The following is a 25838-nucleotide window of genomic DNA, read 5'->3' as shown; positions in this document are numbered from 1 at the left end:
GCCATGGGCCAAGATGGGTGACTGTGCCGCACACGCTCCTGGCCTTCCATGCACACCCCGACGACGAGGCGCTGCTGACCTCGGGGACGATGGCGCGCGCCGCCGCCGAGGGCCACCGGGTCATCGTCGTCGTCGCGACGGACGGCGAGCTCGGTCTGGCCTCCAGCGATTTCGCCGGCGGGGGCGCGCTCGCCGCGACCCGGATGGACGAGCTGCGAGCGAGCGCCGAGGCCCTCGGCGTCGCCCGCGTCGAGCACCTCGGTTATGCCGACAGCGGTCTCGGACCCGAGGTGGCCCCCGACCCGCCCGGCACCACCCGCTTCGTCCGCGCGGACGTCGAGGAGGCCGCCCAGCGGCTCGCCGCGATCCTGCGCGAGGAGCAGGTGGACGTGCTGCTCCACTACGAGCCCAACGGCGGCTACGGCCACCCCGACCACAAGCAGGTGCACCGGGTCGGCCGCCGCGCGGCCGAGCTCGCCGGCACCCCGAAGGTCCTCGAGGCCACGGTGCCTCGCGACACGATCTGCCGCGCCATCGACCTCGCCGCGAAGGTCTACCGCTTCCCGCCCGAGTTCGACCGGTCGAGCTTCGACCGCGCCTTCTCGGCCCGCTGCGAGATCACCCACCGCATCAGCGTGCGCCGCCACATCAAGGCCAAGCGCGCCTCGATGCGCGCCCACGCATCGCAGGCGACCGCCGACGGCGGCGCCGACCGCACCCTGGCCGCCTTCCTGCGCATTCCGCGCCCGCTCTACGACCTCGTCTTCGGGCGCGAGTGGTTCGTCGACCGCGCGGCCCGACCCGGTGACCCCATCCGCCGGGACGTCTTCGACGGTCTCCCCTGAGGCGGAGTCTGGCCACTCGTGGCCTTTCGACGGTTGGGGGGGCGGCCATACGTGGCCTTTCGACGGTTGGGAGGCGGCCATACGTGGCCTTTCGACGGTTGGGAGGCGGCCATACGTGGCCTTTCGACGGTTGAGGGGGTGGGGGTATGCCGTGAGGGGGTCGGTTGTGACACGGGTCCCGAACGGCGGTCGCCGGGTTCGCCGGGGCGGAAGATGGATGTGTGACCTGGTGGCGCGGCCGCTCACCCGCGGTCTTCTTCGTCGCGTCGGCCGCCCTGCTGGCCGGCGGCGGGGTCGCCGCCGTCGCGGGCGCCGATGCCGTGGCGCGAGCCCTCTGGGTCACCGCGACGGTGCTCGGGCTCGCGCTCTCACTCCTCTGGACCGTCCGGTCCTTCGCCGAGCACCGGGCCACGGTGGACGTCATCGCCGTCCTGGCCCTGGCGGGTGCGCTGTGGGTCGGCGAGGACTTCGCCGGCGCGATGGTGACCGTGATGCTCGCGAGCGGCCGCCTGCTCGAGGCCCGGGCCGCAGCCCGCGCCGACCGGGAGCTGCGCCTGCTCGTCGAGCGCACCCCGCGCTCGGCGCGGCGACGCGCTGGGGACCGGATCGACGGCATACCCGTCGAGCAGGTGTCCCCCGGCGACGTGCTCGTCGTCGGCACCGGCGAGGTCGTCCCGGTCGACGGCCGGGTGCTCGCGACGGGCACCTTCGACGAGTCCGCCCTGACCGGGGAGCCGATGCCGGTCGAGCGCCCGAAGGGTGACGACGTCCGCAGCGGAGTCGTCAACGCCGGCCCACCGGTCGACGTCGTCGCCACCTCGTCGGCGTCCGAGTCGACCTACGCGAACGTCGTCCGGCTCGTCGAGCAGGCCCAGGCGACGTCGGCCCCCTTCGTCCGCACGGCGGATCGCTTCGCCGCATACTTCGTGCCGCTGACCCTCGCGCTCGCCGGCATCGCCTGGGCCGTGGCCGGATCCCCGGTGCGGGCCGTCGCCGTCCTCGTCGTCGCGACCCCGTGCCCGTTGCTCCTGGCCGCCCCGGTCGCGATCATGTCCGGCCTGTCACGAGCGTCTCGCATCGGTGTCGTCGTCAAGGGCGGAGCCGCACTGGAGGCGCTCGCGGCCGGCGAGGTCGTGCTCTTCGACAAGACCGGGACGCTCACGCACGGGCGACCGGAGCTCGCCTCGGTCGTGACCGCTCCGGACGCCCCGGCGGCCCCCGACGTCCTGCGTCTGGCCGCCTCCCTCGACCAGGTGTCGCCACACCCTCTGGCGAGCGCCCTCGTCGGCGCAGCCCGTAGTCGCGGCCTCGACCTCGAACTGCCGACCGACGTGCACGAGGTCCACGGCTACGGCCTCGAGGGGCTGGTCGGCAGCACCGCCGTCCGGCTCGGCAAGGCGCACTGGATCGTCGGCGACGACGACCCGGCGTGGCTGCGGCAGGTGCGCCGCCGGGCCGCGCTCGACGGGTGCCTCACGGTCTTCGTCGCCGTGGACGGCCGGCCGGCCGGCGCCTTCCTCCTCGAGGACCCGGTGCGGCCAGACGCGCCCCGGATGCTCGCCGCCCTACGCGAGGTCGGTATCCGGCGCACGGTCCTCGTCACCGGCGACCGGGCGGACATCGCCGAGACGGTCGGCCGCATCGTCGGTGTCGACGCCGTGCTCGCCGACCGCGACCCGGCCGACAAGCTCGACGCGATCCGCGCGGAGTCGGCCGCCGCCCGCACCATCATGGTCGGCGACGGCGTCAACGACGCCCCCGCCCTCGCTGCCGCCGGAGTGGGGGTGGCGCTCGCCGCGCGCGGCGCGACCGCCTCGTCGGAGGCGGCGGACGTCGTGCTCACCGTCGACCGCGTCGACGCCATCGCTGACGCCATCCTCATCGCCCGCCGATCGCGACGGATCGCGCTCGAGGCCGTGCTCGTCGGGATGGGACTGTCTCTCGTGGCCATGCTCGCCGCGGCCGTCGGGCTGCTCCCTCCGGCGGCAGGCGCCGTGCTCCAGGAGGGCATCGACGTCCTCGCGATCGCGATCGCGCTGCGCGCCCTGCTGCCCAGCCGCCTGCACACCGTCCCGATGTCGGACGAGGACGTCGCCACGGCTCGCCGCCTCCGGACCGGCCACGAGCGCGCCGTCGCCGCCGTCGAGCAGATCCGCACGGTCGCCGACGGGCTGCACACGCGCAACTGCCGCCTCGACCCGGTGCGTGCGCTCCTCGACCGGCTCGAGAACGAGCTGGTCCCCCACGAGCGCGCCGACGAGGACGAGCTGATGCCGCTCGTGGCCCGGGCGCTGGGAGGCCCCGCGACGGCGACCATGCGCCGGACGCACGCCGAGATCGAGCACCAGGTCTCACGGCTGCGCCGGCTGCTCGACGGGATCGACCCGGACCACGTCGAGCCCGAGGACGTCACCGAGCTGCGCCGACTGCTCTACGGGCTCTACGCCGTGTGCCGCCTGCACAACAGCCAGGAGGAGGAGGGCGCCTTCGCGCTCGTGCCCGTGAAGCCCACGCCCTCGCACCGCGACGGCCGGCACCACCTGCCCCGATGACCCGAGGCGCCGGCGACATACTGGACGTGTCGTGTGGCGCGGCAGCTCACCGGAAAGGGACTCGTATGACGGCGGGACTGGAGCACACGTGGGTGGCCCACTACGCCGAGGGGGTGCCCGCCGAGATCGACCCGCCGGTCACCTCGCTCGTCGACCTGCTGACCGAGGCCGTCGCGGCATACGGGCCACGGCCGGCCCTGGAGTTCTTCGGTGCCGAGCTGACATACGCCGAGCTCGGACGTCGGGTCGAGCTCGCGGCCGAGGGTCTGCGCCGCCTGGGCGTCCGCGCCGGCGACCGGGTGGCCCTCGTGCTGCCGAACTGCCCCGAGCACATCGCCGCGTTCTACGCGGTGCTGCGGATCGGAGCGGTCGTCGTCGAGCACAACCCGCTCTACACGCCGACGGAGATGGCCCACCAGTTCGGCGACCACGGGGCAACCGTCGCCGTGGCCTGGGACAAGGTCGCCGCCACGGTGGCCGGGCTGCCCGGTGTCGAGCACGTCGTCGCCGTCGACCTGACGGCCTCGATGCCGTGGACGAGGCGGGTGGCCCTGCGGCTCCCCCTGCGCCGCGCGCGGGAACTGCGAGCCCAGCTGACGGGGCCCGCGCCCGGCACGACACCGTGGCCCGAGCTGCTCGGTCACGGTCCCCTCGACCCGTCGGCGCCCCGTCCGGCCGTCGGCGACCTCGCCGCGATCCAGTACACGAGCGGCACGACCGGCGTCCCGAAGGGCGCCATGCTGAGCCACCGCAACCTCGTCGCCAACGCGGCACAGGGCCGCGCCTGGGTGCCCGGCCTACGACCCGGGCACGAGGTCGTCTACGCGGTGCTGCCGATGTTCCACGCCTACGGCCTGACCCTCTGCCTGACCTTCGCCATGAGCACCGGGGCGCGGCTCGTGCTCTTCCCGAGGTTCGACGTCGACCTCGTGCTCGCTGCCGCGAAGAAGCACCCGCCGACCTTCCTGCCGGCCGTCCCACCGATCTACCAGCGACTTGCCACGGCTGCTCGTGAGCGTGGGATCGACCTGACGGCAACGAGATTCGCGATCTCCGGCGCCATGGCGCTGCCGCGCGAGACCCTCGAGCTCTGGGAGGACGTGACCGGTGGGGTGCTCGTCGAAGGCTACGGTCTCACCGAGACGTCACCCGTGGCGCTCGGCAACCCGATCGGTCTCGACCGGCGCCCCGGCGCTGTGGGCGTCCCGTTCCCGAGCACCGACATCCGCGTCGTCGACCCCGACGACCCGACCCGGGACCGAGACCCCGGCGAGCGCGGCGAGCTGCTCATCCGCGGGCCGCAGGTCTTCGGCGGCTACTGGGGTAAGCCCGAGGAGACCGCCGCAGCCCTGCTCGACGGTGGCTGGTTCCGCACCGGCGACATCGTCGTCGTCGACGCCGACGGCTTCGTCTCGGTGGTCGACCGCATCAAGGAGCTCATCATCACCGGTGGTTTCAACGTCATGCCGTCGGAGGTCGAGGCCGTGGTGCGCACCACCCCGGGCGTCACCGATGTCGCCGTGGTCGGCCTGCCCAAGGCCGACGGCAGCGAGGAGGTCGTCGCCGCCGTGACGACCGAGCCGGGAGTCGAGATCGACGTCGAGGACGTGCGCACCCGCTGCCGGTCGAGCCTCGCCGCCTACAAGGTGCCCCGGCGGGTCGTCGTCGTCGACGAGCTGCCACGGTCGCAGATCGGCAAGGTCCTGCGCAGGCAGGTGCGTGACTCGCTCATCGACAGCTGACGCGCGGACGCGTCACCCGGCCCGACGGCATACGCCGCCACAACTCCGCCCGGGCGGACTCGGCGCACCCAGAACCGGCCGGATCACCACCACAACTCCGCCCGGGCGGACTCGGCGCACCCAGAACCGGCCGGATCACCACCACAACCCCACCCGGGCGGAGTCGGCGCGCCCAGAACCCGCCGGATCACCACCACAACCCCACCCGGGCGGAGTCGGCGCGCCCAGAACCGGCCGGATCACCACCACAACTCCGCCCGGGCGGAAAGCTTCAGGCAGAAGGCATCTCGAAGACGACGGCCATGGGCGTCTGCTCGGACCCCTGGCCCAGCGGGTTGTCGGCGAACATCGCCTCGTAGCGCTCCTTGGGACCGGGCGCGTCCATGCCGAGGACGTTGCGGCCGATGTCGTTGGCATCCATGACGATCGTGCCGCCGAACGTGCTTCGGTATGCCTCGGGCACCCGAGCGCGGATCGCCGCGGACAGGCGCGCGGCCACCTCGTCGGGATCCTTGGGCGCGAGCTTCGCCGACACGTTGGCCGGGTAGACGGAGTACTCGGTGGGCCCGTCGATGGCCCGGATGTCGTTGCCGACGAGCTCGTAGAAGAGGCCCTTGCGGCCGAGGACCTTTCCGACCGCGCCGCCGGCCGAGGCGTAGAGCACGCGCGGGAGGCCGACCTCCTCGATGGCCAGCTGCATCGTGAACGGCGAGCCGAGCCCGATGCCGGCCGGCGTGCGCGTGACGTAGCGGGAGAGGACGCGCGCCGGGCGGGAGACCTTGATGTCCCAGATGAAGTACGAGCGGCCCTGCGTGATGGCCACGATCTTCTCGGAGATGAAGAAGTACCACGTGCCAGTGGTCGCGGCGGCGTGCTCGGGGCCCGCCTCCGCCAGCCCGGCGAAGAAGCGGTCGACGTAGCCGAGGGCCTTGGCGTCGAGGTCGTCCTCGCGGGCGAAGAGATCGGTGCGCAGCGGGTAGCGGCGCACGGCCGTGCCGTCGCTCGTCGCGAGGTCGAGCTGCTTGCGGGCGTTGGGCTCGTAGTCGGTCTTGACGCGGGGGGCCGGCGCCTCCTCCGGCTTGTCGTCGAAGTACTCCTGAAGCCACAGCTCGAGGTTGAGCAGGCGCCAGAACGTCATGGAGTCGACGTCGTTGGTGCCCTTGATCCAGCCCTCGAACGCGTGCAGCACCGCGGTCTGGTCGAAGTACGGACGGGTCGCGAACGACTCGGACAGGAAGATGCCGTAGAGGTGGTTCTTCAAGCGCATGAACCACTCGCCCTGCGGGGTGGTGAAGCCGATCTTGTTGCGGCGCCGGTTGATCGACTCGGGCAGCAGGTCGCGCGTGGCGTCGCGCAGAACGCGCTTGTTCCAGCCGTCCTTGATGATCGCCTCGTCCGAGAGGCTGAAGATGAACTTCACGACCTCCTTGTCGAGGAACGGGACACGCCCCTCGAGGGAGAAGCGCATCGTGTTCTTGTCCTCGTAGCGCAGCAGCGAGGGCAGCGAGCCGACGAAGAGGTCCTCGATGAGGCGCTTCTTGAGGTTGCTCCCCTCGGTGGCGTAGCGCTCGCCCGCATGCGCCGAGACGAACTCGCGCCCGAGGAGCGACGTCGTGGGCACGCTCTTGCGTCCGCGCAGCTTGGCCTTGAGCTTGAACCTGCCGAGCCGGTAGAGCACGTCGAGCGACTTGCTCAGCTCGGCAGCGGCCTTGAGGGCTCCCTGCTCGCGCAGCTGGCGGAGGTAGACGAAGTAGTAGGGGATGTAGCCGGCCATCATCTCGTCGGCGCCCTGGCCGTCGAGCAGGACCGTGACGTGCTTGGTCGCCTCGCGCATCACCTGGTACTGCGCGTAGGGGCCGCTGCTGATGAGCGGCTCCTCCTGCGTGCGCACGAAGTCGACGAGGTCCTCCTTGAACTCGGAGGGCGTCGGCTTGATCTTGTGGCCCGCGACGTGACCGCGGCAGATGTCGAGGACGTCGTCGACGTAGCGCTCCTCGTCGTTGACCGAGTTGGGGAAGACCGCCGAGAAGGTGTTCTGACGCGTGCCCACCGACTCGGTGGTCGCGTCGCCGTCGTTGATCAGGCGGTTGATGATGACCGCCACGGCGGAGCTGTCGAGACCACCGGAGAGCGAGGTGCCGACGGGGACCTCGGACTGCAGCCGCAGGCGTACGGCCTCGACGAGGCGCGACTTGTACTCGGCAGCGGCGGCGTCGTCGTAGGGGCGCTGCTCCTTCGCGAGCTCGGCGAGCTCCTCCTTCAGGCGCGTGAAGGGGCGTCGCTCGACCCCCGCGGCCGAGATCGTCATCATCTCGCCCGCCTCGAGACGCTCGATGCCGTCGAAGAAGGTCTCCCGGCCGTCCTCGTGGATGCGGAAGCGGAGGTAGCGGTAGATGGTGCGGTCGTTGGGGCGCTTCTCGTAGTGGCCGCTGGCCAGGATCGGCTTGATCTCGCTGGCGTAGAGCCAGGCGTCGGTGCCGTCCGGGCCGGCACCGGGAACCCGGCAGACGTAGACCGGCTTGATGCCGAAGTGGTCGCGGGCGAGGGTCAGGGCCTGCTTCTCGGAGTCCCAGATGGCGAGCCCGAACATGCCGTTGAACCGGTCGAAGGCGTCGGCGCCCCACGCGGCGAAGGCCTCGAGGACGACCTCGGTGTCGCTGTCGGTCTCGAAGCTGTGGCCGAGGGCCTCGAGCTCGGTCCGCAGGTCGAGGTAGTTGTAGACCTCACCGTTGTAGGCGATGGTGAAGCGCCCGTCCTTGGTCTGCATCGGCTGCTGGCCGTGCGCGACGTCGATGATCGACAGCCGACGGTGGGCGAGGCCCACGAGTCCCTCGACGAAGATGCCGTCGCCGTCCGGACCCCGGTGCACCTGGCAGTCGTTCATCCGCCGCAGGAGCGCCTCGTCCGTCTCGAACCCGTGGTAGCCAGCGATTCCACACATGTCGCCAACCCTAACGGGCTGACGACCCGTCGCCGTGCCGCCTCCGCGGGGCGACACGCTCGCCGAGCTGCAGCGGCCACCGCAGCAGCAGCCACAGCACGAGCGAGCCGAGGAACATCGAGCCGACGACGTCACTGAGCCAGTGGAAGTGCTCCCACAGGAGCGCGGCGGCGACGAGCAAGGTCCACGCTCCCGCGGCCAGCCACGCCCGCGCGCGGCGCGCGGGATGCAGCCGCGAGACGATTTCGGCCAGGACCCCGGCGCAGATCAGCGCGGTGGCGGTGTGGCCGGACGGGTAGGACCCGCCGTCGCTGAGGACCTGCTGGCCGTACCCGGGGGCGCCTCTCGGGATCACCGCCTTGCCGAGGAGAACGGTGACCGTGAGCACGGCGAGGGCAGGACCCGCCACGACGAGCGGCCCACGTCCGCCGACGCGTCCGGAGAGCACCGTGGCGACCGCGATGAGGGCCGCGACCCCGAGCGCCGGGGTCGCGAGGTGGACGATGCCGAGAGCGAGCAGGTCCGGTACCGCTGGGCCGTTGTCCCGACCCGGCGTGAGGGCATAGACCAGGTCGTCGAGGCGCGCGCTCGGGCCGCCCTGCACCACGCTCGCGGTGACGACCACGAGACCGGCGGCCAGCAGCAGGGCGACGAGGGGCCCGGTCAGGCGGCGCCGCGCATCCTCGGGTGCGGACCGACGCGTCGGCGCCGGGCTGCGGACCGTGGGGGTACTCGGACGGGTCGTCATGAGGAGCACGCTAACGAGGTCGTCTGTGATGCGGCTCCACTTCCGCTGTTCCCGCGCCGCACGCCGCACGCCGCACCCCGGCCGACGGCCGACGGCCGGGCTCAGCCCGCTGCCGGGTGCGTCACTCCCACTCGATGGTGCCCGGCGGCTTGCTCGTCACGTCCAGAACGACGCGGTTGACCTCTTCGACCTCGTTGGTGATGCGGGTGGAGATCGTCGCGAGCACGTCGTAGGGCACGCGGGCCCAGTCGGCCGTCATCGCGTCCTCCGAGGCAACGGGGCGCAGCACGACGGGATGGCCGTAGGTGCGCCCGTCGCCCTGGACGCCGACCGAACGGACGTCGGCCAGCAGCACGACGGGGCACTGCCAGATGTCGCGGTCGAGCCCTGCCTTCGTCAGCTCCTCGCGGGCGATGGCGTCGGCGCGCCGCAGGATCGCGAGGCGCTCCGCGTCGACGGCGCCGATGATGCGGATGCCGAGGCCGGGCCCGGGGAACGGCTGGCGCCACACGATGACCTCGGGCACGCCCAGCTGGAGCCCGACCTGGCGCACCTCGTCCTTGAAGAGCGTGCGGAGCGGCTCGATGAGCGCGAACTGGAGGTCGTCGGGCAGGCCGCCGACGTTGTGGTGGCTCTTGATGTTGGCGGCGCCCTCACCGCCGCCGGACTCGACGACGTCGGGGTAGAGCGTGCCCTGGACGAGCCACTTGACGGGGTGCTCCTCGTCGCCGCGGTCGTGGACGACGTCGCGCGCCGCCTGCTCGAAGACGCGGATGAACTGCTCGCCGATGATCTTCCGCTTGGTCTCGGGGTCCGTGACACCGGCGAGGGCCTCGAGGAACCGCTCGCGGGCATCGACGATCACGAGGTCGACACCGGTCGCCTCGACGAAGTCCTGCTCGACCTGCTCGGCCTCGCCCTCACGGAGCAGACCGTGGTCGACGAACACGCACGTCAGCTGGTCCCCGATCGCCTTCTGCACCAACGCTGCCGCGACGGAGGAGTCGACACCGCCGGAGAGCGCGCAGAGGACGCGGTCCTCGCCGACCTGCTCGCGGATCGTGGCGACGAGCTCGTCGACGACGTGTCCCGGCGTCCACTCCGGCGCGATGCCCGCGCCCTTCCAGAGGAAGTTCTCGAGGACGCGCTGGCCCTGCTCCGAGTGGAGCACCTCGGGGTGCCACTGCACGCCGTAGAGGCGGCGGTCGTCGTCCTCGAAGGCCGCGACGGGCGTGCCGGCGGTCGTCGCGGTGACGGCGAAGCCCTCGGGAGCCGCGCTGACCGAGTCACCGTGCGACATCCACACCGTCTGGCTCGGCGGCTGCCCGGCGAAGAGCGTCGACTCGACGTCGCTGATGGCCGCGTCGGTCTTGCCGTACTCGCGAGCGCCGGTGCGGGCGACGGTGCCACCGAGCGCCTGGGCCATCGACTGGAAGCCGTAGCACATGCCGAAGACGGGGACCCCGGCCTCGAGCAGCGCCGGGTCGAGGCGCGGGGCACCGTCCTCGTAGACGGAGCTGGGACCGCCGGACAGGATGATCGCGGCCGGCTCCTTGGCGAGGATGTCGGCCGCGGTCATCGAGTGGGGCACGACCTCGCTGTAGACCTGTGCCTCACGCACCCGTCGGGCGATGAGCTGGGCGTACTGGGCGCCGAAGTCGACGACGAGGACGGGGTGGCTCTGCAGGTCGGTCGGGTGCGCGTCGCTCACGGGCGCCAGCCTAACGGCTGACCCGCAGCGGACCCGCAGCGGTCACTCGGGCAGGTGCGCCCGGCCGGTCGCCCCGTAGTCCTTGGAGACGTGGTAGGCCCGCTGGTCGAGCCGGAGCGCGTCCGCGCGCGCAGCGCGCATCTCCGCGGGACCGAGCTTCCGGAGGGACTTCAGCACCATGACCTCCTGGGCGTCGCCACCCTGGGCTGCGATGCGCACCAGCCCGACGTTCGGTGCGTAGTACTTGAGCTGGTAGCCGTCCTCCGGCGCGTCCGGAGCCCACTCCTTGATCTTGACGACGTCGGAGTAGCACCCGGTCGGGACGCAGGTGCGCAGGTCCTTGCCCACGACCTGCCCGACGTCGTAGAAGCCGATGGCCGGCGCCCGTCCCTGGACGAACGGCGGCGTCCCGAGCATCGGCCGGCCCGGCACGAGGATCCCGGCGTGGGCACCCCGCACCCCGTCGATCCACGTGCTGGGTGCGCCCTGGAACGTGCCGTTGTCGTACTCCTCGGGGTACTCCCCGCGGGTCCACACGTTGCCCGCGTCGTCCTGGGAGAAGAAGGCGAGCTCTGCCTCGCTGAGGACGCCGTCGTTGTAGTCCCGGTCGAGGATGACGCGCGCGTTGACTCCGTGCACCTTCTTGACGAGGTCGGTGACGATGAACACGATCTCGTGGAGGTGGCTGCCGTCGGCGTCCGTGACGGTGCCCTGGTAGGAGAAGCGCATCCCGGGGACGAGTGGGAAGTACCTCGAGTCGGTGTCGAGCGGGTGGGTGAACGCCGGGGTGGCGGGGCTCGGCACCGCCGCCGCCCCGGGCGCGAGGAACACCGTCATCGCCAGCACCGCGGCGGTGGCGAGCAGAGCGGGTGCCGTGACGACACGGCGCAGGTCAGGTCGCATGTGCTTCTCCTTCGGTGCCGGCCACGGTCGCCGGCTTGTCGAGCGGGCGGTGGAAACGCAGGTAGATCGAGGGGACGACGAAGAGGCTGAGCAGGGTGGAGGTGACGAGGCCACCGAGGATGACGACAGCCAGCGGGTGCTCGATCTCGTGGCCCGGGCGGGACCCGAGGACCACGAGTGGCACGAGGGCCAGACCGGTGGCGAGCGTCGTCATGAGGATCGGGGCGAGGCGCTCCTTGGCACCCCGGATGACCAGTGGGAGCCCGAACTCCATCCCCTCCTCCTGCTCGAGGTGCTGGTAGTGGTTGATGAGCAGGATCCCGTTGCGGGCGGCGATCCCGAAGACGGTGAAGAAGCCCACGAGCGACCCGAGCGACAGGATCCCGCCGGCGAGCCACGCCGCGAGGACGCCGCCGACGAGCGCCATGGGCAGCGTCAGGAACACGAGCACGGCGAGCCGCCAGCTCCGGAACGACGTCTGGAGGAGCAGGAGGATGAGGAGCCCGGCCACGACGGCCGAGGTGAGCAGCCGGCTCTGGGCGGTCTGGCGCTCCTGGTACTCCCCGAGGACCTCGGCGTGGTAACCGCGGGGGAAGCTGACACCCGCGAGCTTGGCGTTGAGCTCGGTGACGACCGAGCCGAGGTCACGACCCTCGACGCCGGCACCGACGTCGAGACGGCGTGAGTCGCCCTGGCGCTCGATGGCGTTGGGGTTGGGTTCCACCGTCACGGTGGCCACGTCCTTGAGCTTCACCCGGGCGCCGGAGGGCGTGTCGATGGGGAGCTGCTCCAGGGCGGTCACGTTCGAGCGAGTCTCCGGAGTGCTCCACACCACGACGTCGTAGGCGCGGCCGGCACGGAAGATGTCGCCGACCTCCTCGCCGGCCACCAGGGTCGCGGCGGCGCGTCTCACGTCGCCGGGCTTGAGACCGACCTTCTCGGCCGCGTCCAGCTTGACCCGCACCTGGATCTGGGGGACGTCTTGGGAGATGTCGGTGTGCGCGCCCTTGACCCCGGGGATCGACGCGAGCAGCTTGAGGATCTCTGCGGACTTCGAGCGCAGCACCTTGAGGTCCTCGCCGTACACGCGGACGATGATCGGCTCCTTGCCGCCGGTGAGCACCTCCTCGACGCGCTCGTCGAGGTAGGTCTGGACCTCGGCGAACAGGCCCGGGTAGGTGGCGGCGATGGCGTCGATCTCGTCTCGGGCCTTGGTGTAGTCGGCGGAGGGGTCGAGGCTGATCCAGTTCTCGCCGAAGTTCACCCCGTAGACCTCTTCACCGAGCAGCGCCTGCCCGATGTGTGCCCCGAAGCTGCGCACTCCCGGAACCGCGCGGATCTGCTTGCTGACAGCGGTCGTCGTGCGAGCCGTCTCCGCGTCGGAGTTTCCCGGCACCCCCACCCAGTGCATGAGGAAGTCGCGCTCCTGGAAGGCCGGGAACAGGCTCTGGCCGAGACCAGCCCCCACGAAGGCCCCGAGGACGGTGACCACGGCGGCTGCGGCATACACCCCTCGTGGCCGGATCGCGATGCGTCCCAGCGCGGCGACGTAGCCGCGCTGGAGCCAGCGGACCACCGGGGACGTGCGTCGCTCGATCGGTGCCGAGCGCAGCAGGATGAGGCACAACGCGGGCGTCAGCGTGAGGGCCACCACCATCGAGGCCACGATCGCCAGGGTGTACGACACGGCCAGGGGCCGGAAGAACGCGCCGGTGAGTCCCTGGAGCAGGAAGACGGGGATCGCGGCCGCGACGATGATCAGGGTGGCGTAGACGATCGGACTGCGCACCTCGAGCGACGCGTGCAGGATCACCGAGGCCGTCGACTCGGAGCTGCCCGACAAGCGGCGTTCACGCAGCCGACGGACGATGTTCTCCGCGTCGATGATCGCGTCGTCGACCACGGCGCCCAGGGCGATGACGAGCCCGGCCAGGGTCATCGTGTTGATCGTCGCTCCCGCCAGATGGAGCACCAGCAGGGTGGCCACGAGCGACAGCGGGATGGTGAGCAGGCTGATCAGCGCCACGCGCCACTCGAAGAGGAACAGCATGAGGATGGCGACGACGAGCAGGAACCCCAGGAGCAGCGACTGGGAGAGGTTCGAGATGGCGAGCTTGACGAAGTCGGCCTGCTGGAAGACGTGGGTGTCGAACTTGACGTCGGGCAGGCCGGGCTGCAGCTCAGCGATGGCCGCCTCCACCCCGGAGGTCAGCTCGAGCGTGTTCGCCCACGGCAGCTTCTCGACGACGAGGAGGATCCCCGGCTCCGAGTTGACGACCGCGTCCCCGATGAGGGGCTGGTGGGTCTGCGCGACGACCGCCACGTCGCCCAGCGTGGGCGGACGACCGCCACCGGTGGGCTTGTCGGCTCCCTTGACCGGCACCTTGGCGAGGTCGGCCGGCGTGACGATGGGCAGCACGTTTCTGACGGGCAATCGCTGGTTCGCCGACTCGATCGTCCCGCCCGTACCGATGACGCTGCCGGTCGAGAACCTCAGCAGTCCGGAGTCGACCGCGTCCGCGGTGGTCTCCATGACCTGGTCGAGGGTGACCCCCTTGCCGGCCATCCGGGCCGGCTCGACCTGCACGTTCATCAGCTGGAGGCGCTCGTTCCAGATGGCGACGTTGGCGACGCCCGGCACCTGGAGCAGGCGGGTCCGGATGTTCCAGTACGCCGTCAGTGACATCTCGATGAGTGAGTTCTTCTTCGAGGTCATGCCGATCTGCATGGCGCGCCCGGTGGCCGACACGGGGGCGAGCATGACCGGCGGCGCCGCCCAGGTGGGCAGGGTCGGCGACACGATGGCGAGACGTTCCTGGACGAGCTGCCTCGCCCGCAGCAGGTCGGTGTCGGGCGAGAAGAGCAGCTCGATCGACGACAGCTGCGGGACGGACTTGGAGCGCATGTCGTCGAGTCCCTGCAGACCGTTCAGCCCTTGCTCGAGGGGCACGGTCACGAGCTCCTCCACGTCGGAGGTCGACAGCCCCACGCAGGCGGTCTGGATGACCACGCGCGGCGGCGCGAACTCGGGGAAGACGTCGACCCGCATCTGGGAGAGCGAGGTGAAGCCGAGGACCATCAGCACGACGGACGCGGCGACGACGATGAAGCGCAGGTTCAGGCTGGACTGCACGATCCACCGGATGAGGCCGCGCCGCCCGGTCATTGTTCGCCGCTGATCTCGAGCTCGGAGCCGAGCACCTCAGGGGCGCCGACGACGACGACCTGCGAGCCCACTGCGGGGCCGGCGGTCAGCGTGGCGACCTGACCCGAGATGGACAGCACCCGGATCGGCACCCGTCGGAAGACGTTCTTCGACTCGACGCGATACGCCCAGGTCGTGCCGTCGAGGTAGTAGATCACCGCCGCGTAGGGCATCGTCAGCTGGCCCGGAGCGGGAGCTCGGGTGACCGGCGCGGTCGCGATGCCAGCGGCGGCCGCCGCCTCGTCGGTGAGCGTGACCATCTTGACGTCCGACCCCGGGATCGCCTCGACGACGGCAGGCGGGTGCGACTCGGGTGCGGCTGCAGAGGCCTCGCAGGCCGCGACACCGGGGAGGACGAGCAGGCAGAGGCCGATGAGTCCGGCCTGCTTGGCGTGGGCCAGCTTTCGGGTCATGATTGGGCTCCCTTCGGGACGCCACACAGGGCAGGGACCAGGCACAGCACGACGAAGGAGCTCGACACCAGACCCGCGAGGAGCGAGACGGCGAAGGGCTGCAGGATCTCCGAGCCGGCGCGGTCCCCGAGGAAGGCGGCCGGCGCCACCGCGAGCGCCACGAGGACAGCTGCGCGGAGCACGGGAACGATGCGTTCCGTGGCCATGGCGGCCACCGAGCCCGCCCGCGGCACCGACCCTGCGCCGGCCGATGCCAGCACGGGGACCCGTGCACCGACGCCGCGAGCAGACACGAGGCCGCCCACCAAGGTGAGGGCGATGGCTGCGAACAGGCCGAGCAGCGGGCCCGGCGTCCCGAGGCCGCCGACCGCCGGGGCGACGAGCACCGCCCCGACACCGCCCAGGGGAGCGAGGAGCACCACCGCGAGGCCAGCGCGCCAGCTTCCGGTGGTGGCCTGAACCAGCAGCAGGAGCGCGAGGAGGACCCCGAGCGACACGATGGCGACCCGCCTCGCGTCCGAGGCGCGGTCGGCGGCGTCGCTCAGCACCTGCAGGTGGGTCTCGCTCGGCATCGGTACGTGGCCCACGGCCGTGGTGACGTCGGCGACGACGTCGGCGGCCCCGCCTCCGGTCAGGTCGGCGACGACGTCGACACTGCGCATTGCCTGGTCGTGGACGATCGAGGCGGGCTCGGGTCCGACCGTGACCTTGGCGACGTCACCGAGCCGCACCTGCGACCCGCTGGGCGTGTCGATCTTCACGTCGTCGAGACCCGAGAGGTTCGCCCGGATCGTGGGGGTGCCGAGGACGACGACGTCGAAGACCTTTGCCTGCTCGTAGAGGTTTCCCACGACGAGTCCGCTCGCCAGTGTCGTGGCCTCGCGACGCACGTCGCCCGGTCGCAGGCCGGCCTTGTCGGCGGCCGCGAGGTCGACCTCGACGTGGACGGTCGGCTGGCGCGGGATGGCCAGCACGTGGGCGCCCTGCAGGCCCTGCACGGTGGACATGGCGCCAGCGACCTTGGCCGCCGTCGCCTGCATGGCGGCGAGGTCCTGGCCGAACAGCCGCACCACGATGTCGTGGTCTCCGGGGGCCGTGGCCACGCTCAGCCGGTCCGACGTGTAGGTCATGAGGGCGGTGCGCACGCCCGGGTAGCGCTGCGCGACCCGATCGATCGAGTCGCTCACCGACCGGTAGTCCGCCGAACCGTCCAGGGTCAGCCAGAGCTCGCCGCTGTTAACGTCTCCGAGCTGGTCGGAGGTCACGGCCCGGCCGGCGTGCCCACCGACGGACGCCACCCCGGGTAGGGCCCGGAGCTCGGACGACATCCGCCCGGACACCCGGGTCATCTCGGTCAGGGAGGTCCCCACGGGCATGTCGACGCGCAGCAGGAGGGCGAGGTCGCGTGCCGTCGGCACCAGCGCACGGCTGCCGAGCGTCACGGCCGCGGCCGACGCTCCCACCCCGACCACGGCGAGCACCGCGACGAGCGACCACACGAGCCCCCGTCTCGTCGCGAAACGGGAGACGGCCCCCGAGAGCGCCCGGGCGACCGCCCTCACGGGCTTGGTCTCACGGCGCGCCGAGGCGTGGTCGCGCACGAACAGGAGCATGAGAGCCGGGGTCACGGTGAGCCCGACGACCAGTGCCGCAGCCAGGGCCAGGACGTAGGTCACCACGAGTGGCCGCGTGAAGGCCGTGGCCAACGAACCGAGGGCGAGCAGCGGGACCATGGCCAGCGCGCACGCCAGCAGCCCGACGAATGCCGTCCGCCGGGTTGCGCCCAGCGCCTCCGACACGACCTCTTGCGCCGATCGGCGTCCGGCCCCGGTCCCCTCGGTCCCCTCGGGCCCCTGGGTCCCCACGGTCCCCTCGGTCCCCTCGGCACCCACGCCACCTTCAGCCCCCTCGGCTCTCCCGGCCCGCTCTGACCTCTCGGCCCACGACCGCGCCCGGACGGACTCGACGTCACTCGCCGCCTCGTTGACGATGAGCACCACCGCGACGAGCAGGCCGGCGAGCGTCATGCTCGTCAGGGTCGTACCGCGCAGGAAGAGGACGTAGAGGGTCGCGGTCACCGAGACGAGCACCGAGCCGGCGATGACGAGTGCCGCCCGGAACGACCAGAAGAGGAGAAGCGCGCCGAGCGTGAGCGCCACGAGGCCGGCAGCTCCGGCGATGCCGATCGTGTGGACGGCGCTCTCGATGAAGCTGGCGGGCCGGTAGACCGACGTGTCGACGTCGATGCCGCCCAGCCCCGGGCGCAGCCCTGCGAGCGCCGCCTCGACTGCCTTCGTCACGGTCAGGGTGTCCGCCTCAGGGAACTTCTGGATCACGAGGAAGAGGGCCGGTTCGGCCGTGACCGCGTCACCGATGAGCGGCTGGTGGTCCTCGATCACCTGGGCGACGTCGCCGAGCTTCATCGGGGAGTCGGTGCCCTCGACGGAGACCTGGGCCAGGTTCTGGGCCGTGGTGATCGGAAGCACGTGCTGGACGGCGAGACGCTGGTTCGGTCCCTCGACGAAGCCTCCGGTGCCCGGCGTCGAGGCCTCCACGAAGGTCAGGGGCGAGACCCAGAGCGCGTTGCCGGCCGTCTCGATGACCTGGGTGAGGTCGACCCCTTTGGCGTGCAGGGTCGCCGGGTCCACCTGCACCTGCAGCTGCCGGTCGCGTTGTCCGTAGATCGACACGTTGGCGACACCGGGGATGCCCATGAGCCGAGGACGGATCTTCCACCGGGCCAGGACCGACATGTCGATGAGCGGCACGGTCTTGGAGTGCAGACCGATCATCGCGACCCGACTCGCCGAGGCGAGCGGCTCGACCATGACCGGCGAGCTCCCGACGTTGGGCAGGGCATGCGCCTGCGTCAGTCGTTCCTGCACCATCTGCCGGGCTGCGAAGAGGTCGGTCCCCGGCTCGAAGACGACGTCGATGGCCGACAGCCCCGGCTGCGAACGCGAGTGGATCCGGTCGAGCCACGGCACCCCGTTGAGCAGGTCCTGCTCGAGGGGGACGGTGACCAGCTGCTCCACCTCAGCGGCGGACAGGCCGAGGGCCTCGGTCTGCACCTGCACCGACGGCGGCATGAACTCAGGAAGGAAGTCGATCTTGGCCGAGCCCAGCGCGGAGGCTCCGAGCACCAGGACACCGGCGGCGATGGCGAGCACCAGCCGGCCGAACCGGGGGCTCGCGCCGACGAGGGCCCCCGAGCTCATGGCCGGCTCCCTGTCGCAACGAAGTGGATCGGACGCCTCGAGGGCGCATGTCGGGACGGGCCGGAGAACAACATTCCGCCACCCTTCGCTCGGAGTCCGCCGTACGGTGTACATCGAGGCTATTAAGGGGTGAGAGTCTTGGTCTTCCGCCGCTGGCACCCAGTTCGCCTCATCCGCTCGTGGGACTCAGGGGTTCTCAGGGGGGACCGAGCCTCCACCCGCGAGGGGACGGGCATCCTCCGAAGTGACCATGGCACTGACCAGTCATCAGGTCCGGTCTCGGCCGCCGACGTCGCTCTCGTCCTCGTCGTGACCCTGGCCTCGCTCTTCGGTTTCGTCGAGCGGGCCAGACAGATCGTGCTCGAGGCCGACAACGGGACGCTGCACTACATGGGTCTCGACCTGCCGGGCGCAGGCCTGACCCTCGTCGGGTGCGCGGCCCTGTTGTGGCGGCGGTCTTTCCCCGGGTGGGTGCTCGCGGTCGCCACGCTCGCCACGGTCGCCGCGAACGCCACCGGATACCCGCCCGCGCCGTTGCCGTATGCCGTGGTCGTCGCCGCGTTCACCGTCGCCCAGCGGTGGCCACTGCCCGGCGCCGCGGTCGCCCTGGTCCCGGTGCTTCTGGGCATGGCGGGGAGCGCCTTCGCCCGGTTCGGCACCGAGGTCGACGACGAGGTCCTGACCGAGGTCCTCGCGGTCCTGGCGGCCTGGGCGCTGGGCCGGGGCTACCGGCTCGGCCGGATCCGCACCCGGCTGCTCGAGGACCGGACCCGCCTGCTCGAGCAGCAGGCCCGGCACCTGACCCAGGAGCAGACGACCGTCGCGGCGCTGGCCGCCGCCCACGAGCGCGCCCACATCGCGCGGGAGCTGCACGACGTGGTGGCCAACGACGTCGGGATCATCGTCGCGCGGGCCGGAGCCGCCCGACGCTGCGAACAGCTCGGCAACAGCGGCTCGGTCGAGGTGCTCGCGTCCATCGAGTCGCTCGGCAGGGAGGCCCTGACGGACATGAGGCGGCTGGTCGGGGTGCTCCAGTCGATCGACGACGACGTGGCACAGGTCACCCGACCCGGGTTGGACCAGCTGGAGGACCTTGTCGCCAAGGTGGCCGCGACGGGCACCGACGTCCGGCTCGTGGTGACCGGTGACCGGCGCAAGCTCGCTCCCACCGTGGAGCTCAATGCCTATCGCATCGTTCAGGAGTCCCTGACCAACGCGATGAAGCACGCCAGCGGCTCACCCGTGACGGTCCGGGTCGACTTCGGGCCGGAACAGCTTCGTCTGCACGTCCGGGATCTCGGTGGGGGCGGGAGCCCCGCCCGGACGCCGGGCAACGGGCTGGTGGGCATGCGGCAGCGCGTGGACCTCCTCGGGGGTGGCCTGCACACCGGACCGGCGCCCGATGGCGGCTTCGTCGTCGACTGCGTTCTCCCGGCGCCGGCCGAGGAGGTGGCGCGTGACACTGCGGGTGCTGATCGCTGACGACCAGCCCCTGATGCGCCGGGCGCTCGCGGACTGCCTGAGGGTCGAGCCCGACATCGAGGTCGTCGCCGAGGCAGGGAACGGCCAGCAGGCGGTCGACCTGGCCACCCGGCTCCGGCCCGACGTGGCGATCCTCGACATCCGCATGCCGGTGCTCGACGGGGTGGAGGCCACCCGCCGGATCGTCCACGCGCGTCCGGCCCTGCCGACGCGGGTCGTCGTGGTCACCACCTTCGACCTGGACGAGTACATCGTCACCGCCCTGCGGGCGGGTGCGAGCGGCTTCCTGCTCAAGGACGCGACGCCGGAGGAGCTGGTCCGCGCCGTCCGGGTCGTCGCGGGCGGAGACGCGCTGCTCGCCCCGGCGGTCACGAAGCGCTTGCTGGAGCGCTACTCGCGCTACCTGCCGGTGACGCCGCTCGGCGGGGACTCGCTCTCCGAGCTGACGCCGCGCGAGATCGCGGTCCTGCGCCTCGTGGCCACTGGGCACACCAACGCCGAGGTGGCCGCCGAGCTCCACGTCGCCCCGAGCAGCGTCAAGACTCACATCGCGCACCTGCTCGCCAAGCTCCGGGCACCGGACCGGGTGCACCTCGTCATCCATGCCTACGAGACCGGGCTCGTCCTGCCGAACCAGCCCTCGGGGGGCTCCGGCACGTCGACGCCGGGGATCCCCGGCGCCGTCGTGTGACGAGGGCTCAGCCCCGCTCGGGCTCGCCCGCCAGATAGGCCCGCGAGAGGAGCGCCTCGGTCTCGGCGGTGTTGCGTCGCTCGGCGATCCACGGGACGACGGGGACGAAGCCGGCCAGGAGGTTCTTGACGATGCGAACGGGGCCCCACGCGGCCTTGAGGCCCAGGTTGGCGACGGACGCGGCATACCCCATGTAGATGATCCCGTGCACCGGGCTCCAGTACTCCGTCAGCACGTTGGTCTGCTTGAAGACGTACTTCATGACCATCTCGAGGAGGAGGACGAAGAGCGCGATGCCGGCGATGATCGCGAGCACGCGGTAGATCGACAGGGCCGACCGGATCTGCTGCGGCTTGGCCAGGGTCTGGGGGTACGTGCTCACGTCGTCGCGCCTTCTCTCGGTGCAGCGGCGGGCTCGTCCGCCGCCTGCTCTGCTCGGAACATCTTCCACCACATCCAGATCGCGAAGATCCCGAAGACCCACCACTGCACCGCGTAGGCCGCGTTGCGCAGGTTGAGGGGGGCGTCCAGTCCGGGCGCCGGGACGCGGGTCAGGCCGGCGGCGGCCAACGGGGTGCCCCCCGCGCCCTCGGCGGGACCCGCGGACTCGGCCGAGGCCAGCACGACGACGTTGTAGAGGTCGCCCGGCCACTCGTTGACGAGCGAGGCGAGGTCGACCGAGCGCACCTGCGGCGGCGGCAGCGGGGCCCCGTCGCGGGGCGACTCCCCCGGGCCGAGCGTGCCCGTCACGGTGACGACGCCCTTCGGCGGCGCGGGCACGACGGTCGGGGTCCCGTCGACGAACCCGCGCAGCACCGGAACGGTGCCGCCCTGCGTCTCGAGCGGCGTCACGACCCACGACCCGACCCGGCCACCCAACCGACGGTCGACGACGAGCAGCGTGCGCGCGGCGGCATACGTCCCCGTGACGGTGACGGCACGGTTGGAGTACTCGGCCCGGAAGTCGCTGTGCGGCGCGGTCACCTGCTGGAGCGGGGCGCGCGGGAGGCTCGAGGCGGCGGCCACGGAGTCCTGGCGACCGGAGTCACGCGCCACGCCGAGCTGCCACAGGCCGAGCAGGACACACGCGGCGACGACCACGGCAAGGCCGGCGAGAGCGCCGACCCAGCGAGGGGTGAGCAGGCGCCGGAACACGACTCAAGGGTAGGTCACCCCCGACTGGTCGACCTGACCCGGCCCCAGCCACCCGTGCGAGAATCCTTCGCCATGTCACCGCCTCGCCCATCGCCCCGACGCGGATCAGGTATGCCGTGCCGCGCCGTCGTCGTCCTGGCCGCCGCCGCCGTGTCGTGCCTTCTCGCCTCGTGCGGAAGCACCGACATCCCCTCCCCGCGACGCACGGTCACGGTCACCGTCGACGCCCCCTCCGCGGGCTCGTCCGGCACGTCGGCGTCCACGCCGACCCCGGTGCCCACGGCCAGCGCCGCGTCCGTCACGATCCCGACGAACCTCGCTGCGGGCGCGCAGCGCGGGGCCCCGAAGTCCTTCGACGAGGCCAAGGGCCGCATCGATGCGGCCAAACCGGCGGCCGGGGTCGGCGACCGTTTCCAGAGCCCCAGCGGCAACATCGTGTGCCGGCGCAGCACCGATTCCAGCGCTGCCGCGTGCGAGGTCGCGCAGGGACGGATTCCCCCGCCCCTGCCCACGATCTGCCGGGCAGGAGGACCGAAGGACATCGGCCGCATGGAGCTGGGGGCGAGCGGCGCAGTGCCAGTGTGCAACTCCGACACCATCCGTCTGGGCAGCGAGCCGAAGCTCGCCTACGGCGCGCGCACCGCACCGTCGGGCACGACCGCCTGCCTCAGCGAGGAGTTCGGCGTCACCTGCATCGACACGGCCGGCCGGCACGGCTTCTTCCTCGCGAGGGACACCTTCGTCACGTTCTGACGCCCCCGGTCCCGGCCCCGGGGCTCCCGCCGTGGTCATCGGCGTGCTCGAGTGCACCTAGGATTGGTGCCACGACCTGACTGGACCGAGCTCGACACACCCGACGACCGAGGGGCCGCCGTGGCGCAACTGTTGCTCCTGCACCTGCTTGCCGCCGCCCTCGCGCCGTGGCTGTCCAGGGTCCTGCGCACCAAGGCCTTCCCGGTCCTGGCGCTCGCGCCCGCGATCTCCTTCGGCTGGCTCGTGTCCGTGTCAGGCGACGTCCGTGCGGGCAACCTTCCGACACAACGGATCTCGTGGGTCCCCGGACTCGGCCTCGACCTCGACTTCCGCGTCACGACGCTGTCGTGGGTGCTCGGGCTGCTCGTCACCGGGGTCGGGGCCCTCGTCCTGCTCTACTGCACGTGGTACTTCACCGACCGCGACCCGACGCTGTGGCGCTTCACGTCGGTCTTCACGGCGTTCGCCGGTGCGATGCTCGGACTCGTCCTGACCGACAACTTCCTCGTGCTCTACGTCTTCTGGGAGCTGACGACGGTCTTCTCCTACCTGCTCATCGGCCACAACCCGGCGAGCTCGACCAACCGCCGCGCGGCGATGCAGGCGCTCATCGTCACGACCTTCGGCGGCCTCGCGATGCTCATCGGCATCATCGCCCTGGGCGTCCACCACACGTACTCGATCTCTGCCCTGCTCGCCGACCCGCCACCGCTCGACGCCGTGACGGTGGCTGCGGTGGTCCTGCTCCTCGTCGGGGCCCTGTCGAAGTCGGCGCTCGTGCCGTTCCACTTCTGGCTCCCCGGCGCGATGGCCGCGCCGACCCCGGTCAGCGCCTACCTCCACGCCGCGGCCATGGTCAAGGCCGGCATCTACCTCGTCGCCCTCCTCGCCCCCGTCTTCGCGGGTGCGCCCGCGTGGCACGCGCTGACCGTCGGCCTCGGCCTCTTCACCATGCTCGTGGGCGGCTGGAGGGCCTTGCGGCAGCACGACATCAAGCTGCTCCTCGCCTACGGCACGGTCAGCCAGCTCGGCTTCATCGTCGCCATCGCCGGCCTCGGCACCAAGGCGTCCGCCCTGTCGGCGCTCGCCCTCGTCATCGCCCACGCGCTCTTCAAGTCGACCCTCTTCCTCACCGTCGGCGTCGTCGACAAGTGCACCGGCACCCGCGACCTGCGTCAGCTCTCCGGGGTCGGCCGCAGGCTCCTCCCCGTGTCGGTGCCGGCAACGCTCGCCGCACTGTCGATGGCCGGCATCGTGCCGCTCGCCGGCTTCGTGTCCAAGGAGAGCGCCCTCGAGTCGCTGTGGGAGGACGTCCAGACCTCCGCCCCGCTGCCGGCACCGTGGAGCTGGCTCGCGATCACGGGTGTCGTCGCCGGCTCGGCGCTCACGGTCGCCTACACGGCGCGCTTCCTCTGGGGCGCCTTCGCGACGAAGCCGGGCATCCCGCCGACGCCGGTCAAGGCCGCCCACCCCGGCTTCGTCCTGGCGCCGGTGCTGCTCGGCGTGGCCAGCCTGCTGCTCGGCCTGCTCGCCCCTCTCGAGTCGCCGTGGCTGCTGCCGTATGCCGTGTCGTTCCCCCAGGGTGCCGAGCCGCAGTCGCTCGCGCTGTGGCACGGCGTCACCGTGCCGCTGCTGCTCTCGCTCGTGTCCGTCGGCGTGGGCCTCGCCCTCTTCGCCGGGCGCGACCTCGTCGCTCGCGTCCAGTCGGGCGTGCCGCCACTCGTCGACGGCGAGCGCGGCTTCGCGCGCACCCTGCGATGGGTCGACCGCGGGGCCGTCGAGACGACCGCCGTCACGCAGCGCGGCTCGCTCCCCATCTACCTCGCGGGCATCCTCATCGTCTTCGTCGCCCTGCCCGGCGTGGCCGCGGTGACGCAGGGGACGCTCCCGCAGATCCGGCTCTGGGACAACCCCGGTCAGGCCGTCGTCGGGGTCGTCGTCGTCGCGGCAGCCGTCCTCGTGCTCGTCACGCGTCGTCGGCTCACCGCGGTCATGCTCGTCGGCGCCACCGGCTACGGCGTCTCCCTCCTCTTCATCCTCCACGGGGCGCCGGACCTCGCGATCACCCAGATGCTCGTCGAGACGGTCTCGCTCGTCGTCTTCGTCCTCGCGCTGCGCCGTCTGCCGACGAAGTTCACGCGCCACCCGCACTCGCCCTCACGCACGTGGCGCATCGCGCTCGGAGCGGCTGTCGGTGCGTCCGTCGGCGCGATCGCGCTCGTCGCGTCGGGGGGCCGCAGCGCCGAGCCCGTGTCGGCCGGGTTCCCCACGGAGGCCTACGCGTTCGGCCACGGGAAGAACATCGTCAACGTCACGCTCGTCGACATCCGCGCGTGGGACACCCTCGGCGAGGTGTCGGTGCTCGTGGCCGCCGCAACCGGCATCGCCAGCCTGATCTTCGTGCGCAACCGCAACACGCGGCTGTCTCGCGCGACGTCCAAGGCCCTGCCGCCGAGCGACCCCGCCCGCGGCACGTGGCTGCACGGCGGGCGGACGATGCGCACCGAGAAGCGGTCGGTGATCTTCGAGGTCGTGACCCGGCTCGTCTTCCACGTCATGCTCGCCGCCTCCCTCTTCCTCCTCTTCGCCGGGCACAACCAGCCCGGTGGCGGTTTCGCGGGCGGCCTCGTCGCCGGCCTCGCGCTCGTCGTGCGCTACCTCGCGGGCGGCCGCTACGAGCTCGACGAGGCAGCGCCCTTCGACGCCGGGCTGCTCGTCGGCCTCGGCCTCCTCGTCGCGGTCGGCTCGGCCGTCGCACCGCTCGCGTTCGGCGGCACGATCCTCGAGACGACGACCGTCGACTTCACCCTGCCGCCCTGGGGCGAGGTGCACATCGTGACCTCCCTCGTCTTCGACATCGGCGTCTACCTCATCGTCGTCGGCATGATGCTCGACATCGTCCGCAGCCTCGGCACCGGCATCGACCGACAGATCGCCGAGGAAGCCGCTGACGCCGAGGAGTCCGACGCCTCCGGCGACCAGGAGGAGGTGGTGCCGTCGTGACCACCCTCGCCCCCGCCCTCATCGAGTCGACCCTCGAGCCCAACATCACCCTCGTGCTCGTCACCGTCGGGCTCGTCACTGCGGGCACCGCGCTCGCCCTCGACCGCAGCCTCGTGCGCGTCCTGCTCGGCATGGTCCTCATCGGCAACGGCATCGCCGTGCTCTACCTCGTCATCAGCGGACGCGCCGGACGCGCGCCGTTCGTCGGCGAGGACCCCGCCGCGATCAGCGACCCGCTGCCCCAGGCCATGGTCCTGACGGCCATCGTCATCTCGCTCGCGACGATCGGCTTCCTGCTCGCCCTGTCCTACCGGCTCTGGCAGATCTCGGGCACCGACGACGTCCCCGACGACGCCGAGGACGCCCGCATCCAGCGCCTCGCGCTCGAGGACCAGACCTCGTCGACCTACGACCCCTCCGACGCCCCGACGACGACGTCCGACGAGCTCGCCGACGGGGACGGGAGCCCGTGACCC

Annotated in this window: 17 protein-coding genes; 8 read left to right on the top strand and 9 right to left on the bottom strand. The window is 71.7% G+C overall.

Annotated features, from left to right (window positions below):
* Nucleotides 1-23 precede the first annotated feature (23 nt).
* The 3 genes from AB4030_RS03660 (at nucleotide 24) to AB4030_RS03650 (ending at nucleotide 5139) form a co-directional block, all read left to right on the top strand.
* The gene (locus AB4030_RS03660; RefSeq protein ID WP_442277826.1) at nucleotides 24-845 is read left to right on the top strand and encodes a PIG-L deacetylase family protein; all 822 of its coding nucleotides are present in this window, start codon (nucleotides 24-26) and stop codon (nucleotides 843-845) included.
* Between the two features lie 221 nt (nucleotides 846-1066).
* The gene (locus tag AB4030_RS03655; protein ID WP_442277825.1) at nucleotides 1067-3397 is read left to right on the top strand and encodes a heavy metal translocating P-type ATPase; all 2331 of its coding nucleotides are present in this window, start codon (nucleotides 1067-1069) and stop codon (nucleotides 3395-3397) included.
* Nucleotides 3398-3462: 65 nt separating this feature from the next.
* Nucleotides 3463-5139 (top strand): long-chain-fatty-acid--CoA ligase, encoded by a 1677-nt coding sequence (locus AB4030_RS03650; RefSeq protein WP_442277824.1) that lies wholly within the window; start codon nucleotides 3463-3465, stop codon nucleotides 5137-5139.
* Between the two features lie 271 nt (nucleotides 5140-5410).
* Here AB4030_RS03650 and asnB read toward each other — a convergent pair whose 3' ends face one another.
* From asnB to AB4030_RS03615, 7 genes are all read right to left on the bottom strand, one after another.
* Nucleotides 5411-8080 (bottom strand): asparagine synthase (glutamine-hydrolyzing), encoded by a 2670-nt coding sequence (asnB, locus tag AB4030_RS03645; RefSeq protein ID WP_442277823.1) that lies wholly within the window; start codon nucleotides 8078-8080, stop codon nucleotides 5411-5413.
* Between the two features lie 10 nt (nucleotides 8081-8090).
* The gene (locus AB4030_RS03640; RefSeq protein WP_442277822.1) at nucleotides 8091-8828 is read right to left on the bottom strand and encodes a phosphatase PAP2 family protein; all 738 of its coding nucleotides are present in this window, start codon (nucleotides 8826-8828) and stop codon (nucleotides 8091-8093) included.
* Between the two features lie 121 nt (nucleotides 8829-8949).
* Nucleotides 8950-10539 carry a glutamine-hydrolyzing GMP synthase gene (guaA, locus tag AB4030_RS03635; protein ID WP_442277821.1) on the bottom strand — a complete coding sequence of 530 codons (1590 nt, stop codon included), beginning with the start codon at nucleotides 10537-10539 and terminating at the stop codon, nucleotides 8950-8952.
* A 42-nt stretch (nucleotides 10540-10581) separates the two neighbouring features.
* The gene (locus AB4030_RS03630) at nucleotides 10582-11442 is read right to left on the bottom strand and encodes a hypothetical protein (RefSeq protein ID WP_442277820.1); all 861 of its coding nucleotides are present in this window, start codon (nucleotides 11440-11442) and stop codon (nucleotides 10582-10584) included.
* Nucleotides 11432-14575 carry an efflux RND transporter permease subunit gene (locus AB4030_RS03625; protein ID WP_442277819.1) on the bottom strand — a complete coding sequence of 1048 codons (3144 nt, stop codon included), beginning with the start codon at nucleotides 14573-14575 and terminating at the stop codon, nucleotides 11432-11434. The genes AB4030_RS03630 and AB4030_RS03625 overlap by 11 nt, the downstream gene beginning before the upstream one ends.
* 29 nt (nucleotides 14576-14604) lie before the next feature.
* Complete coding sequence (locus tag AB4030_RS03620; protein ID WP_442277818.1) at nucleotides 14605-15060, bottom strand: hypothetical protein; 456 nt, start codon at nucleotides 15058-15060, stop codon at nucleotides 14605-14607.
* Entirely contained in the window at nucleotides 15057-18278 is a 3222-nt protein-coding gene (locus AB4030_RS03615) for an efflux RND transporter permease subunit (protein WP_442277817.1), read from the bottom strand. Before AB4030_RS03615 ends, AB4030_RS03620 begins: the two co-directional genes overlap by 4 nt.
* A gap of 309 nt (nucleotides 18279-18587) precedes the next feature.
* Between AB4030_RS03615 and AB4030_RS03610 the strand changes: the two genes are divergently transcribed.
* Both AB4030_RS03610 and AB4030_RS03605 read left to right on the top strand, forming a co-directional pair.
* Nucleotides 18588-19760, top strand: a complete 1173-nt coding sequence (locus tag AB4030_RS03610; RefSeq protein ID WP_442277816.1) for a sensor histidine kinase — start codon at nucleotides 18588-18590, stop codon at nucleotides 19758-19760.
* Complete coding sequence (locus AB4030_RS03605) at nucleotides 19735-20451, top strand: response regulator (protein WP_442277815.1); 717 nt, start codon at nucleotides 19735-19737, stop codon at nucleotides 20449-20451. Before AB4030_RS03610 ends, AB4030_RS03605 begins: the two co-directional genes overlap by 26 nt.
* A 7-nt stretch (nucleotides 20452-20458) precedes the next feature.
* Here AB4030_RS03605 and AB4030_RS03600 read toward each other — a convergent pair whose 3' ends face one another.
* Nucleotides 20459-20833 (bottom strand): DUF3817 domain-containing protein, encoded by a 375-nt coding sequence (locus AB4030_RS03600; protein ID WP_442277814.1) that lies wholly within the window; start codon nucleotides 20831-20833, stop codon nucleotides 20459-20461.
* Complete coding sequence (locus AB4030_RS03595) at nucleotides 20830-21606, bottom strand: SURF1 family protein (RefSeq protein ID WP_442277813.1); 777 nt, start codon at nucleotides 21604-21606, stop codon at nucleotides 20830-20832. Before AB4030_RS03595 ends, AB4030_RS03600 begins: the two co-directional genes overlap by 4 nt.
* Nucleotides 21607-21717: 111 nt before the next feature.
* Here AB4030_RS03595 and AB4030_RS03590 point away from each other — a divergent pair, with 111 nt between their 5' ends.
* The 3 genes from AB4030_RS03590 to AB4030_RS03580 all read left to right on the top strand — a co-directional run bounded on the left by AB4030_RS03590 (nucleotide 21718) and on the right by AB4030_RS03580 (nucleotide 25835).
* Entirely contained in the window at nucleotides 21718-22359 is a 642-nt protein-coding gene (locus tag AB4030_RS03590; protein WP_442277812.1) for a hypothetical protein, read from the top strand.
* 120 nt (nucleotides 22360-22479) lie between these two features.
* Nucleotides 22480-25362: a Na+/H+ antiporter subunit A gene (locus tag AB4030_RS03585; protein WP_442277811.1), complete on the top strand. Its 2883-nt coding sequence runs from the start codon at nucleotides 22480-22482 to the stop codon at nucleotides 25360-25362.
* Nucleotides 25359-25835, top strand: coding sequence for an NADH-quinone oxidoreductase subunit K (locus AB4030_RS03580; RefSeq protein WP_442277810.1), 477 nt, complete (start codon nucleotides 25359-25361; stop codon nucleotides 25833-25835). Before AB4030_RS03585 ends, AB4030_RS03580 begins: the two co-directional genes overlap by 4 nt.
* Nucleotides 25836-25838 lie beyond the last annotated feature (3 nt).

Origin of the sequence: Terrabacter sp. 2YAF2 (assembly GCF_052114705.1) — a bacterium.
In the GTDB taxonomy this organism is placed as follows: Bacteria; Actinomycetota; Actinomycetes; order Actinomycetales; family Dermatophilaceae; genus Terrabacter.
Note: the sequence above shows the minus strand (reverse complement) of the source record. Positions and strands in the feature narration are given on the sequence as shown.